Origin of the sequence: Sediminicola arcticus (assembly GCF_040566695.1) — a bacterium.
Classification (GTDB): Bacteria; Bacteroidota; Bacteroidia; order Flavobacteriales; family Flavobacteriaceae; genus Sediminicola; species Sediminicola arcticus.
The window spans coordinates 600936-614398 of sequence record NZ_JBEXAE010000001.1 but is presented as its reverse complement, the minus strand read 5'-3'; the positions used below and the strand labels follow the sequence as shown (position 1 = coordinate 614398).

At 32.9% G+C, this 13463-nt stretch carries 14 protein-coding genes; 3 read left to right on the top strand and 11 right to left on the bottom strand.

Translation table 11 applies throughout. The features are described 5' to 3' along the window. Positions 1-6: 6 nt before the first annotated feature. Genes ABXZ36_RS02715 through ABXZ36_RS02705 form a run of 3 tightly spaced genes read right to left on the bottom strand, consistent with a single transcriptional unit; the run spans position 7 to position 2633 of the window. The gene (locus ABXZ36_RS02715) at positions 7-1083 is read right to left on the bottom strand and encodes a glycosyltransferase family 9 protein (protein WP_354613929.1); all 1077 of its coding nucleotides are present in this window, start codon (positions 1081-1083) and stop codon (positions 7-9) included. Further along, positions 1067-1672, bottom strand: coding sequence for a DUF4254 domain-containing protein (locus ABXZ36_RS02710; RefSeq protein ID WP_354613928.1), 606 nt, complete (start codon positions 1670-1672; stop codon positions 1067-1069). Before ABXZ36_RS02710 ends, ABXZ36_RS02715 begins: the two co-directional genes overlap by 17 nt. A 31-nt stretch (positions 1673-1703) precedes the next feature. Beyond that, positions 1704-2633 carry a DUF6427 family protein gene (locus ABXZ36_RS02705; protein WP_354613927.1) on the bottom strand — a complete coding sequence of 310 codons (930 nt, stop codon included), beginning with the start codon at positions 2631-2633 and terminating at the stop codon, positions 1704-1706. Positions 2634-2672: 39 nt separating this feature from the next. On the opposite strand from ABXZ36_RS02705, the gene ABXZ36_RS02700 reads away from it, so the two are divergent. After that, the gene (locus ABXZ36_RS02700; protein ID WP_354613926.1) at positions 2673-2894 is read left to right on the top strand and encodes a DUF6341 family protein; all 222 of its coding nucleotides are present in this window, start codon (positions 2673-2675) and stop codon (positions 2892-2894) included. A gap of 86 nt (positions 2895-2980) precedes the next feature. Here the strand turns inward: ABXZ36_RS02700 and purD are convergent, their stop codons facing one another. Continuing rightward, positions 2981-4255, bottom strand: coding sequence for a phosphoribosylamine--glycine ligase (gene purD / locus ABXZ36_RS02695; RefSeq protein ID WP_354613925.1), 1275 nt, complete (start codon positions 4253-4255; stop codon positions 2981-2983). 242 nt (positions 4256-4497) lie between these two features. Here purD and ABXZ36_RS02690 point away from each other — a divergent pair, with 242 nt between their 5' ends. Then, on the top strand, positions 4498-5268 hold the full coding sequence (locus ABXZ36_RS02690; protein WP_354613924.1) for a DUF3108 domain-containing protein: 771 nt from the start codon (positions 4498-4500) through the stop codon (positions 5266-5268). Between the two features lie 7 nt (positions 5269-5275). Continuing rightward, complete coding sequence (locus ABXZ36_RS02685) at positions 5276-5602, top strand: hypothetical protein (RefSeq protein ID WP_354613923.1); 327 nt, start codon at positions 5276-5278, stop codon at positions 5600-5602. A 72-nt stretch (positions 5603-5674) separates the two neighbouring features. Here ABXZ36_RS02685 and ABXZ36_RS02680 read toward each other — a convergent pair whose 3' ends face one another. The 7 genes from ABXZ36_RS02680 to ABXZ36_RS02650 form a co-directional block, all read right to left on the bottom strand. Continuing rightward, positions 5675-6652: a UDP-glucuronic acid decarboxylase family protein gene (locus ABXZ36_RS02680; protein ID WP_354613922.1), complete on the bottom strand. Its 978-nt coding sequence runs from the start codon at positions 6650-6652 to the stop codon at positions 5675-5677. A gap of 181 nt (positions 6653-6833) precedes the next feature. Then, positions 6834-7982: a glycosyltransferase family 4 protein gene (locus ABXZ36_RS02675; RefSeq protein ID WP_354613921.1), complete on the bottom strand. Its 1149-nt coding sequence runs from the start codon at positions 7980-7982 to the stop codon at positions 6834-6836. A gap of 4 nt (positions 7983-7986) precedes the next feature. Continuing rightward, positions 7987-8805 carry a glycosyltransferase family 2 protein gene (locus ABXZ36_RS02670; protein WP_354613920.1) on the bottom strand — a complete coding sequence of 273 codons (819 nt, stop codon included), beginning with the start codon at positions 8803-8805 and terminating at the stop codon, positions 7987-7989. A gap of 39 nt (positions 8806-8844) precedes the next feature. Then, positions 8845-9561 carry a glycosyltransferase family 2 protein gene (locus ABXZ36_RS02665; RefSeq protein WP_354613919.1) on the bottom strand — a complete coding sequence of 239 codons (717 nt, stop codon included), beginning with the start codon at positions 9559-9561 and terminating at the stop codon, positions 8845-8847. Between the two features lie 35 nt (positions 9562-9596). Next, on the bottom strand, positions 9597-10439 hold the full coding sequence (locus ABXZ36_RS02660) for a glycosyltransferase (protein WP_354613918.1): 843 nt from the start codon (positions 10437-10439) through the stop codon (positions 9597-9599). A gap of 107 nt (positions 10440-10546) precedes the next feature. Beyond that, positions 10547-12283, bottom strand: coding sequence for an O-antigen ligase family protein (locus tag ABXZ36_RS02655; protein ID WP_354613917.1), 1737 nt, complete (start codon positions 12281-12283; stop codon positions 10547-10549). A 13-nt stretch (positions 12284-12296) separates the two neighbouring features. After that, positions 12297-13457, bottom strand: coding sequence for a hypothetical protein (locus ABXZ36_RS02650; RefSeq protein ID WP_354613916.1), 1161 nt, complete (start codon positions 13455-13457; stop codon positions 12297-12299). Positions 13458-13463: the final 6 nt, after the last annotated feature.

The window sequence follows — 13463 nt, the reverse complement described above, 5'->3', positions numbered from 1 at the left end:
AGAAAACTACGCTCTATTTAAAATCGAATCAACCTTATCAATAATTACCTCTGGGGTTATGGTTTCCATAACGTTCTCATAACCCTTGGGGAATTTATTGCCATACACAGAAGTTGGAATTAAGGGAAATTGCTCCCTATCAGCTAATACCGCATTAGTCATGTCTTGACCAAACGGATAGAAACCAGCATAAGGATGGGTTACTCCCCAAATAGTTATTGTAGGTACTCCATAGATAGATGCTAAATGGGCATTCCCACTGTCCATGGCAATCATAAGGTCTAAGTGAGATATCACCGTCAATTCCTCTTCGAAAGGGATCTTCCCTGCAACACTTATACAATTATTGAACTCTGTAGCCCAAGTGTCCAACTGTTCCTCTTCTATCTGACCACCTCCGAACAATAGAATTTTATATTTGGAACTTTCATTAAGCGCTTTAACCACCTTATACATTTGCTTTAAAGGATACATTTTTCCTTCAAAAGCAGCATTTGGTGCTATTCCAATCCATTTTTCAGTTTTAGGTCCTAGGATCTTTTTGGTGGATGGAGACATGTCTCTTTTTGAGGTAGGGGTAACCAACTCTAAATTTATGCTGAACCCTAATTGATTAAAAACATCAGCATACCGTTGGTGGGTAGATTTAAGAGGTTTGAATTTCTTATTGTTAACTGAAGTGAGGGCTTTTTTTTCGGCACGGCCCTTATCCACTTGAACAAAGGGTATATTAGTTAGCCTAAAATAGCCTTTTAAGATGGTACTTCGCAATACATGGTGAAGATCGGCTACAGCATCTATATGCAGGCCTTTTAGCTCTTTGAAAAGTCTGTATAGCCCGATTATTCCTTTATGTTTACCCTTTACCTCAGCGGCATAAACTGTAACATTGGATAGGTCCTGAAATAAAGGGGCGAAAAAGCCTCTGGTTAAAACAGTGATCTGGACATTTGGATATTGACGTATCAATCCCGAAAGTACGGGAACCGTCATGGCCACATCGCCCATGGCAGACAGCCTGATAACCAGAATATGCCTGCTGTTTTCTGATGCTATATTAGGAAATTTACCCTTTTTGGCCACGAAGAATAGGGTTTAATTCCTCATCGTTATACATTTTCATCTGTTTGTACACCTTCATGTACTTAGTACCAGTTTCTATATCCGCAAGTAATTGGTCAATTGCGTTAGAAAGATCTTTCTTTTGTTCCAAAAGGACGTTCAGCTTTTGTTGGCATTTTATGATATGTACTTCTGAAGCATCTTTCCTTTCCGCTTCTTCCCTCATATGATACACCTTCAATGCCAATATGGAAAGTCGATCTATTGCCCAAGCTGGACTTTCAGTATTGATAGTTGCATTTGCTTTCTTTTCAACCGATTGGTATTTTTGAAGAAAATAACTGTCGATAAACTCCACCAAATCTGTTCTATCCTGATTACTGGCATCAATTTTACGCTTTAAAACCAAAGCTGCTCCTGGCTCAATATTTGGATCTCTTATAATGTCCTCATAGTGCCATTGAACAGTATCAATCCAATTTTTTCGGTATAATAAATCTGCGATATCATCATTTTCATAAGGATTGGTAAAGTCTTGATAAACATCATCCTTTATGTGATACTTCTGAATGCTTTCTTCAAAAATAGTATATGCAAATTCACTGAACATTTTTACGCTTATTTTAAGACAAAGATACTTTTTATTTATTCAAAAGATCCCCAAAGAAGATAAGGAAGGGAACCATTACTGCTGCTATAAGCACAATCTCCTTCATGTTTGGCTTCTTAATGGAATCTATATAATGGGTAAAGAATATAACCGCAGGAAAGAAGGTCATCAAAACAGGATAGGTATTATCCGCTGAAATGAGCACCACGGTAATTATCGAAATCAAAAAATACAAGGCAATTACTCGCATGGTGATTAACTTTCCTGAGCCAGAATTTCGGAGTTTTACAAATGCCACTAGCCCTGCAATGGCAGTCATCAGAATATAAATTAGTAATTTAATACTATTCCCAATATGGGTGAAATATGCCACATTAAACTCAAAATTAAATTGATAGTGTTCTTTTAAAAAATCCGGATTATCCAAAATCAATAGGGTTGCATAGGCAATCATAGCAACGGTAAAAAGGCCCGTAAACGGCATCAACCAATTCCTTCCATTTTTTGGATCGTACAAAGAAATTGCTGTAAAGACAAGCAATATATATAAAATGGCCCAATCATAGAAAAGACTAGCCACTACTATCCAAAGGGAGGCGTCATATATCTTTACCCTGATGTTCTTTAAAGATTTTATGCTCAGTAACCTTCTAGCGGCTAACAGCAGGAAAACGTTGCACCATATTGCATTTTCATCTGTAAGTACCTCAGGGAAAACGACCATTAACATGGTGAAAAATAAGATGGCAAAGGAGTTTGTTTTTGTGAGTTTGTTTCGCTTTACTATAAAATCAACCAAAAAAATACTCAACATCAAAAGCACCAAAAAACCCATTTTGTAAAATAGATCATCGGACAGCTCTGTCTGAACAAAATGGGCAAACCAATAGAACAAAAATAAAAACACTAACAAAATAATGTAGTTAATGGGTTTTGTTTTTCCAAAAATGCTTGAAATCATCCTAGGTTTTTATACTTTTGTGAAGTAAAGATAAATAAGATGACAGCATTTTTTGAAGGCATAGCGGATTTATTTGTAAACTACTTGTTTTGGCCATTTGACCAATTGCGTTTTATGGAGAATTGGTGGACGGCTAGTTTTTTAAACTGGACCTTTATGATCATTGGTGCGGTAGCCATGGTTTACTGGATGTTACAATTGAAAAAATTCAACGATAGCGGAGAAGAGAGCAAGGATGTTTCAGCTCATTCCTATATCTAAAAAGGGCTCCACAGTCAAAAACAAAAATCCTCATTGGATATAGAAAGCTATATTAAATGAGGATTCTATATTTATTACACTATTTGTTATTTTAGATCAAAACCAAGATCCTTTCGGAAATACATGCCTTCAAAATGAAGCTTTTCCAAATTCTTATAAGATATTGCCAAGGCTTCTTGGAAATTTTCTCCGAAAGAAGTAATCGCCATGACCCTACCTCCGTTGGTCACTACTTTACCATCTTTTAAGGTCGTTCCAGCATGGAAAACCAAAGAATCGGTAATTGAATCATAGCCTTTTATTTCTTTTCCCTTTTCATAGGCTTCAGGATATCCTCCCGCAACCGTCATAACTGTTGTTGCTGTTCGTTCATCTATCCTAAGATCTATTTGATCCAGGGTCTGATTGGCCACTGCCTCAAAAACTTCCACTAAGTCGTTCTGAATTCTAGGCAACACCACCTCGGTTTCAGGATCTCCCAAGCGAACATTGTATTCAATCACCTTGGGTTCATCTCCAACTTTGATGAGGCCGATAAATATAAATCCTTTATATGGCAAATTATCCTTTTTAAGACCTTCTACGGTAGGCTTCACTACGCGCTCATGTATCTTATGCATAAAAGCGGTATCAGCAAAAGGAACAGGGGATATAGCGCCCATACCGCCTGTATTGAGTCCAGTATCGCCTTCACCAATGCGTTTGTAATCTTTCGCCGTTGGCAAAACTTTGTAGTTCTTCCCATCCGTCAATACAAAAACGCTTAATTCTATTCCCGCTAAAAATTCTTCAATAACCACCGTGGCGCTTGCATTTCCGAATTTAGCATCCACCAACATGCTTTGCAGTTCCTTTTTGGCGGCTTCCAAATCGTTCAAAATCACAACCCCTTTCCCTGCGGCCAAGCCATCGGCTTTAAGTACATACGGTGGGTTTAGGGTTTCCAAAAAAGAAAAACCTTTTTCCAAGGTATTACTTGTAAAGCTTTGGTACGCTGCAGTAGGAATATTGTGTCGCATCATAAACTCCTTGGCAAAGTCCTTACTGCCTTCCAAAGTAGCAGCAGCCCTTTGAGGACCAATAACTGGAATGTGTTTTATTTCAGGATCATTCAAGAAAAAATCATGAACCCCGTTCACCAAAGGATCTTCAGGACCTACAACAACCATGTTGATACTATTGGCTATAACCGCCTTTTTTATGGCTTCGAAGTCGTTAACACCAATGGATAAATTTTTTGCAATAGCTGCCGTGCCGGCATTCCCAGGCGCAACAAAAAGTTGATATAATTTCGGGCTTTGCTTCAATTTCCATGCTAACGTATGCTCACGACCACCAGCACCAAGGATCAAGATGTTCATTTTCTAAATGTTTGGGCAAAAATACAGATTTCTCTACGATATTACCCCTAGAAGACTTCTAAGGGGATAAAAATCACTGTTGCCAGTACAAAAAGTGTTCCATACATCACTAAACATCCTTAAAAGCATCTCACCATGCATCAATTAATTAACCATTGGTATTTATAAAATTCTCCTCACAAAATTATTTCTCAACCTATTAGAAAATAAAATACATTTGCACGATTTTTAAAAATTAAATTATGATACGGATAAATTTTCTTTTGGCCGTTGTTTTGCTATCTGCTTTAGGCATAGCACAAACCAATACCGCAGTTAGACCGGGCGAAACCTTGGTTTTCGACGCCTCTTACAATATGAGTGGACTTGGCACCAACCTGGCCGAAGTCACTTTAAGTACCGAAACGGTTAAAACTTCAAAATCTACATTAATGCATTTACGCTGCAGTGCGGCAACCTTTACCAAATGGGATTCCTTTTTTAAAATCCGTGATCTATATGAATCCTATGTAAATCCAAACACTTTAGCGCCTAGCTTATATAAAAGGAATATCTCTGAAGGGGGATATGAAAAAGAAGAGAAATATGTCTACCTCCCTTCCACAAAAAAAATAAACACCACCAAAATTCGTAAAGGAAAAAAGGAAGAAGGAACTATTACCTACAAAAATGGCATTGATGATGTGGTTACCACCCTATATAAAATTAGAAATGCAGACTTTGGCAAAATGAAAGTCGGTGAAAGTAAGTCGTTCTCTATTTTGTTCGATGCCAAGGAAATTCCAGTTTCCCTTAAAGACTTAGGTAAAGAAACGGTTAAAGCAGGGCCCTTGGGAAATAAGACCTGTTATAAGATGTCGATTTCCGCGGCTACGGACAAACTGAAGGGCAAGGACAAGAATTTGGTCTGGTTTACAGCCGACGAAAGAAAAATACCCGTGATGATGCGTTTTAGCATCCCTGTGGGAACAGGTGAACTGACCTTGAAAAAAGCAACTGACAACTCTAAATAATCAAAACATGAAAAAACTATTTTTAACCCTGTCCATTAGTATCACTATTTTAGCTTTGATCTTGGCTTTCCTTCCCATGGGATCCATTGCACTAATTCCTGCTTTAGCCGCAGTAACATTTTCTCTTCTAGCCTTTAAACTTAGCGATACTAAAACCTTCTTTATAAAAGGGTTATTAGGGATTGGTGTACTTTTGGTATTGGTTGGTCTTGGGAAAATGTTCTTTACTACAGAAGAAGTAATCATTGAAAAGGCCTATGAAGAAAAAATGGAAACTTCAAAAAAAGAAGCCCTAAAAGAACTAGAGGAATTGGAATTGGATTCTATTCAATAAACTTTGGCTACCCTAGAGATAAAACAAAAATCCCCTCCAGCTTTTGAAGGGAATTTTTAATTCAATATGATCTTATAACCCATTAAAACTTCGGTGCTCCTTTTTCTGTAATTCGTCTAGAGAAAGTGACTTAAAATACTCATAAACCTTTTTTAGTCCTTCTGCCCTTTCTACCATAGGTTCCCACCCCAAAATCTCCTTGGCCTTGGTGATATCCGGTTCTCTTTGCATTGGGTCATCTTGTGGTAAGGGCTTATAAATGATTTTTTGATCTGTTCCAGTTAATTTGATAATCTCTTCAGCAAATTGCTTGATAGTGGTTTCGTGTGGATTCCCAATATTGACGGGATTTGTATAATCACTCATCAATAAGCGATAGATTCCTTCAACTTGGTCGTCTATATAACAAAAAGATCGGGTTTGAGAACCGTCCCCAAAGACTGTTAAATCCTCCCCACGTAAGGCTTGCCCCATAAAAGCAGGTACTACTCTTCCGTCATTCAGACGCATTCTTGAACCATACGTATTAAAGATTCGCACAATACGCGTGTCTACACCATGGAAACGATGGTAGGCCATTGTAATAGCCTCCATAAATCGTTTCGCTTCATCATAAACGCCCCTAGGACCCACAGGACTAACATTCCCGTAATATTCTTCGCTCTGTGGATGCACTAATGGATCTCCATATACTTCCGAGGTAGATGCTACTAATATCCTAGCATTCTTTTCTTTGGCCACCCCTAATAAATTTAAGGTCCCCAAAGATCCTACTTTAAGGGTTTCAATGGGAATCTTTAAATAATCGATTGGACTTGCTGGAGAAGCAAAATGAAGTATATAATCTAACTCACCTAGAATATGTACAAATTTAGTCACATCGTGATGCTGGAACTCAAAATTTTCCAAACGAAACAGGTGTTCTATATTTTTGAGATCACCCGTAATTAGGTTGTCCATGCCAATAACATAGAATCCTTCTTTAATAAATCTATCACAGAGATGAGAACCCAAAAAGCCTGCAGCTCCAGTTATAAGAACCTTTTTCATTTTAAACGTTGTAACTATATTTAATATGCATTTTCCTCTCCGGATATGGCGTTTAATACTGTTTGGATAACAATTTTAATATCCATAAATAATGACCAGTTTTGAATATATAAACTATCGAATTTCAAGCCACCAAAACTTATTACTCAACAGCTATTTAATTTGTAATGTTTTTGTTACTCTATTTGGATATCGTTTTTTTACCTGCAACCTCAACCTTAGCCTTAATCTTATCCACCTTTCTTTTTAGAATTATTTTCTGCTTTAGGGTGCTAAAGTTATAATTATACTTAAAGAATATATATGCAAGGAAAACCACAACGGACACCAACATTATAACCATGCCAGTGTTTTTTGCCTTGCTTCCTAATACAATAAAAAGCATAACAAATATTAAATTAAAGCATCCAATTATAAAACTTGCTTGTTTATGGCTAAGCCCCCAATAATCAATCAAAACATGGTGTGTATGATTTCTGTCAGGAGAAAATGGGCTCTTTTTGTTTGCCAGCCTAATGGCAAAAACCCTAGCAGTATCAAAAAGTGGAACTATCAAAATACTAATCGCTATTAAGGGCGCATTTTCCAATAGGAAAGGGAGTTCTATATATGAATCTGGCTTAAGCGCTAAAAACTTCAATGTTAAAATACTAATAATAAAACCGACAATTAATGAGCCTGTGTCTCCCATAAAAATCTTTCTATTCGAGGAAATATTAAACCCCAAGAATGCCATTAAACTCGAATTCAAGGAAATTGCCAGCAAAGCATAAAAATATTCTTGAGTTAAATAGAATATAGTAGTGAAAATCACCATTATAACAATCCCAACTACAGAAGCTAATCCATCTATTCCATCAATAAGATTATAAGAATTAATAATGGTTATCATCATAAAACCAGCAATCCCTAAATACAAATAATGAGGTATTTCATAGATATTTAAAAATCCGTTGAGAGAATAAATTATGAAGCTATCATTTGTCAAGATAAACGTTACGGCAACAATTTGCGCTATAAGCTTTGTTCCCGCAGACAAAACAACAAGGTCGTCTTTTAAACCAACAATAAAGAGAATTGTGATACCGGGTATAATGTACATTGCCTCATTAGAGATACTATAACCTTTAATAAAAAAAAGCGCGAAAATAAGCGTATAAAAAAACGCAACCCCACCTAAAGTTGGTGTTTTGTTTAAATGAGAACTTCTTTTGTTAGGATCATCCATTAATCTCTTATGCTCAACCACACCTATTATTTTAGGTATTGTTAAATAAGTAAGGAGAAATGCTCCAATAAATAATGCTATGGCGGTTTCGAGAAAATACATCTTGCTATTTTAAATTTTTAAGACATTGCCTATTAATTTTTATTCTTTCGATATCAAAAATCCAACCCCATTTATTAAAATATTTTATTGCTGATATGATGTGGTATTTAAACATTTTTAAATTTTTAAAAGACGCTTTTTCAAAATTATGATAAATTTTAACATTAGGATAAAAAACTGTATTATACCTTTTATGTATTCTTCTACTTAAATCAACATCTTCCATGTACATAAAAAATCGTTCATCAAATCCGCCAATTTCCGATAAAACCTCTGTTCTGCAAAACATAAAACAACCGGACAAATAAGGAACATTAATAATCTTATTGTATCCTGTAAATTTTAATTCCGATTTTTCTTTGATTTTTTTAACAAAATTAAATTTCGAAAAGAACCTTCTAAAAAATAAACCAGAAGGTGAGGGCAATAGGCGACATAGATGTTGTATAGAACCATTAGGGTATAAAACCAATGGCATCATTAATCCAATATTTGGATGAATTTCACCATATTCAAATAACGTATTGGTTACTTCTTTATCAAAATAAATATCTGGATTCAAAATAAGATGATATTTTGACTTTAAATCTATTGCTTTTAATATTGCAATGTTATGAGAAGTCCCAAAACCAGGATTTGAAGGATTATGAAAATAATCTATCCTATTGTCAGTGGCAATATCCCTTAATCTATCTGAATAAGAATTATCTATGAGGAATAGTTTTACGTTTAAAGTTGTATTTAAAAAACTATCAATAACTCTTTTTAACATTTCTGCATTATTGTCGTATAAAACTATACAGCCAGTAATATTTATATCCATTTCAAAAAATCATAGTTAATTAATATCAAATAAATAATATTATTTGTGCTGCCTGAATTTTAATACCCTTAATATTAATTGAATTAATATTTCCCATCGTAATAACAATTTTTCAGATAAAGAAAAATTGCTTTTTTGCCCAGTCATAGAGACGTTATTTTCGTGTCTCCGATAATAAATTAATGGTTCTTTTATGTAATAGGTTTTACCTACGCAACTAGCCATTAAACCCAGCCACATATCGTGCATTGGGATTTTTTTTGGAAATGGCAGAGTACTTTTTAACAGTCTCGATTGGAAAGCAATAGTTGCTCCGATATAATTGTTTTTAAATAGATTTTTAAATCCCCCTAGGTTTTCAAGCTTCTTATTAAATAATAACTTATCAGACTCTCGAGGGTTTTCGCTAAATATGGTGGCATTAGAAAAAACTAGTGTGTGGTTTTTTAAGAAAGGTAGTGTTCTTGTTACTTTATTATCGTTCCAGATATCATCTTGATCAGATAAAAATATGATGTCTCCTTCTGAATGATATAATGCATTCTCAAAATTAAAAATTAAATTCCTATGTATTGAATGATACAGCTTTATCCTTCTATCATCGTAGGACTTAATAATGTTAATTGTACTATCCTTGGATCCATCATCTGATATTATTAATTCATCATCTGAACCAAGTTGTCTCAAAATAGAATCAATTTGTTCTTTTAAATATCTTTCTCCATTATATGTTGCCATACAGACTGAAATCTTCATTTTGTTTTTAATTATTAAATATTATTCACAAACGATTATTTTGATTTCAGAAATGAATAATAGTATGTAAAAATAAAAGAAAACTTTTTATGTTTCAACGTTAGGACTATTGCTCTTATCCCAACGAGAAGCGAATAAGTTAACCAATCTGACTTAAACTCTTTTTCAATATTTCTAGCGCCCTCACAAAAAAATTTAAATCTTGTTAATTGGCTCTTGTAAGACACCTCGTCATTAGAGAAGTCCTGAATACATCTAGCATCTAAGACATAAAAATATTTATACTTTTTTCTAAACCGTTCTATAAATTGGAAATCACCAAAATCAAGCTTCACATTATTATTATAACCTCCAGCATCAATAAATGAACTAATATCAATTAACATTCCACTATTAACAGGTGATAATTTATCTAAACTATGAATTCCTTCGGATATTTTTTTAATATAGAAACCTCTTTTGAACTTATATCTACAAGGTGAGAATATTTTGCCACTTTTTAGTTCTAAAACGGGAACAAATAATTTAATCTCAGGATACTTTGATACTGCCTTTTGGCATGTTTCCAACAAGTTTACTGGCAACAAGGTATCTTGATCTAATAACAGCACCCAACATTTTTTGTTTTTTGCCGCATATAAAGCCCCCTCATTGTATGCTCTACTAACACCCGAATTATTAGGGTCGTGCATATAATAAATTGTTATTCCTTTGTGGTAATTTATTTTTTGTGACACAGGAGAGTTATCATAAACAAATATATCAAGGTTTGAATCATCTGTTCTCATTTCCAAAATAGAACGAAATGATTCACACTCGTGAATAGCCTTATTATATACAACTATTATAATACTTAAAGAAGTAATGAATTTATTCATAATAACTAACAGAAATATTGAATTCTTTAATCAAATTAAATTATAATTACTTTATTTTTTAAATATCAACAAGGGCATTGATTATAATATAAATTTAATAACACAAACTAATTTCTGCATGAATCCGCTCCTTGAGCTGCAAAAATTGAAAGCAAAAAGCTTATCAAATATGCTGGAGTTGCTGTTTTTAAAGGAGATTCAATAAACATAAGCATCAAAATTATAAAGAATATTAACAGCATCGGTTTATTAAAATCCAATCCAAATTTATTAAGTAGGTAAAATAAGGTTAAAATTATTAAGGTAGTTCCTATTATCCCATTTTCAAGTAAATATGTAAGGTATTGGTTATGAGGATGATTTAAATCTAAAATATTTTCAAACCCTGCCTCTTTTACCATCTGAGGGTTTTTAATGATTTTTTCAGATGCCCCTGTACCAAAACCGAACCAAATTTTGTCTTTAAATGCGGTCCATGATATTTTCCATAATTGTGCTCTCATAATATCAAAAGCACCCATAAAGTATGTGGCAACACCTCCAATTATAATACATAATGGAGCTATTAGTTTTGCTAAGAAATTTGTGTTAATCCTATACAGTAAAGGTATTAAAAAGAATATTATAATTGCAAATCTAGAGCCTATCAGTATAATAAAAATTAAGCTTAAAATATAATAAACAATGGTATAGTTTCTTGTTATTTCTTTCCGCTTAAAGAGGTCTTGTAAAAACACTGATCCTATTAAAATAAAAAAAGCAAGGAACGTAGGATGATCATAATAAAGCCAATACAATGTTCTATTAGCATATATCTTGATGTGTATAAAATAATTATATATATCTATATTGTAATAAAATCCTTTGTCAAGAATCAAAACCAACCAACTAACAATAGTTAAAGACATAATAATTAAAAAAATATTTGTAAATGTTTTCTTAATTTGGGTAATTTTTACGGAATAATTGGATATTGAAAATATTACCGGAAATATGACGAATCCAAATGTTTTATCTATACTTGAAAAATTATCATCCTGAATGAAAAACATAGGAATTACAAACAACATTGTTATAGCCAGAAGTGCCGGTTTTAATTTAATTTTAATGTTAATATAAAAATGATAAAATGCATAAAACAACATCAAGATTGACGTGAAAGAAACCCATGCAGTTTTAAGTGGAATAGAGCACAAAAATAAAGAGATCAGAAATAAACCATAATCTCTATCCTTAATTAATTTATATAGCCATTTATAGATTGGGGTAAAAAATAAAATTATAAAGGGGAGCACAAGTAATAATACCCAAAACCATTTTGGATATATAAGCTCATTAACTGGGTTAAAATTTATATAAGGATCGAAAGCTTTGCTGCAATTATTAATATACATTATTCCCTTAGATAAATCGATTGAGGTTATATCTGATTTATATCCTATTTGTTTAAATATTTCACCTCCATTTAAATGAAATATTGTTTTCCTTTTCGAAATTAGCTTTATAGATTTAATTTGAACATTTGATAAACCCCTGTCTTTACCAAAATCCAAACGGATATATTTCAAGTGCTCTTTTCCTTTTAGTTTGAAAAAAAAATTAATAAGATTTGAGCCCTGTTTTAGTGCTCTATGGGCCATATGATTCGAATTAAAATCTGATCCAGAGTCATAATATAACTGCATACTACTATCCGAATTATATATTGCCTCTACTTCGAGTGTGTATTCTTGTTGAGACAACGAAACTTTTAAAAAATACCCAAAAACTAAATTAAAAAATAGAGCAGCAATCATTGCCAAAAAAACCCTATTTAAAAAAGATATGTTCCTAATTGTCTTCATTTTTAATATCACACTACGAAACATCCATGGAGTTTTTATTTAAGACTTTAAAAGACACCCAAGAAATCAACAATAATGACAGTCCAATAGGATTATTAAAGAATGGGTTTGTAAATGAAAGCAAAAAAGTAAATACTACACTTAAGAAAAAAGCCTTTCTAATCTCATATTGATTCCTTTCCATTTTGAATTCATTATATAAAACTATAAAAAAGATTATCCATAAAAATAAGCCGATAACACCCTGCTTATGAAAAACCTCTAAATAAGCGATTTCAAAATGAACTTCTCTTATTGGTACGCCAATTCCAAACCCATGGCCTATTAAAAAACTAACAGGATTGATCTTTTTAAATACTTGCTCTATTTGTAGGAATCTTACAGAATCACTGATTACCTTATTACCCATATCTGCATTGCTAAAAAAATTTAAACTTAACAATAAAACAACAGTGGTAAGAAAAAGTATTTTTAAATTAAGTCTTAACAAGAGAGGGATCCCATAATATAGAGCATAAATAAGACCAAAAATTACTATGAACCCCCTTGTGCCCGATAATATCATAGCTATTATTATGGTTATGATAGGAACTAATTTTTTATTGGAATTAGAACAATGAATCCAAAATATTAGACCTACAACCATGAAAAAGAATCCTTTATAAAAAAACAACCCTGATTCTCCTCTAAAGAAAAAGTCCGAAGAAGATATTTCAGTATTTACGTAAGAATAGAATACACTAAAATCTAATTTATTGAAGTAAAAAAGAATTTGAATGAAAATATAGACCAAAGCAATATAAAAGCTTGTTCTTTTGAGAATTGAAATAATAAGTTGAATCCTTTTAGTTGAATCTATGTAGTAACTAAAAAAAAGAATACTAAAGAAATAAGACAATGGCTTTACATCTTCGATTATAAAACTAATTTCTGCCCCGTTAACTAATCCTATAAGCGAATTTAATATTAAAACTATTATTGCTATTGATAATACTACAATGACATATTTTGGAATTTTTCTCTTATAAATATATAGTACTAGAACAAATACTATATTTATAAAAAATAATATTATTCTCAATGTAAGGGGGCCTAATTCAAATACGCGACCACCTCCTCCTATGAAAAGTTCTATAAGAGTAAATATAAATATGAATTTTAGAATTAATCTCACAGCTTT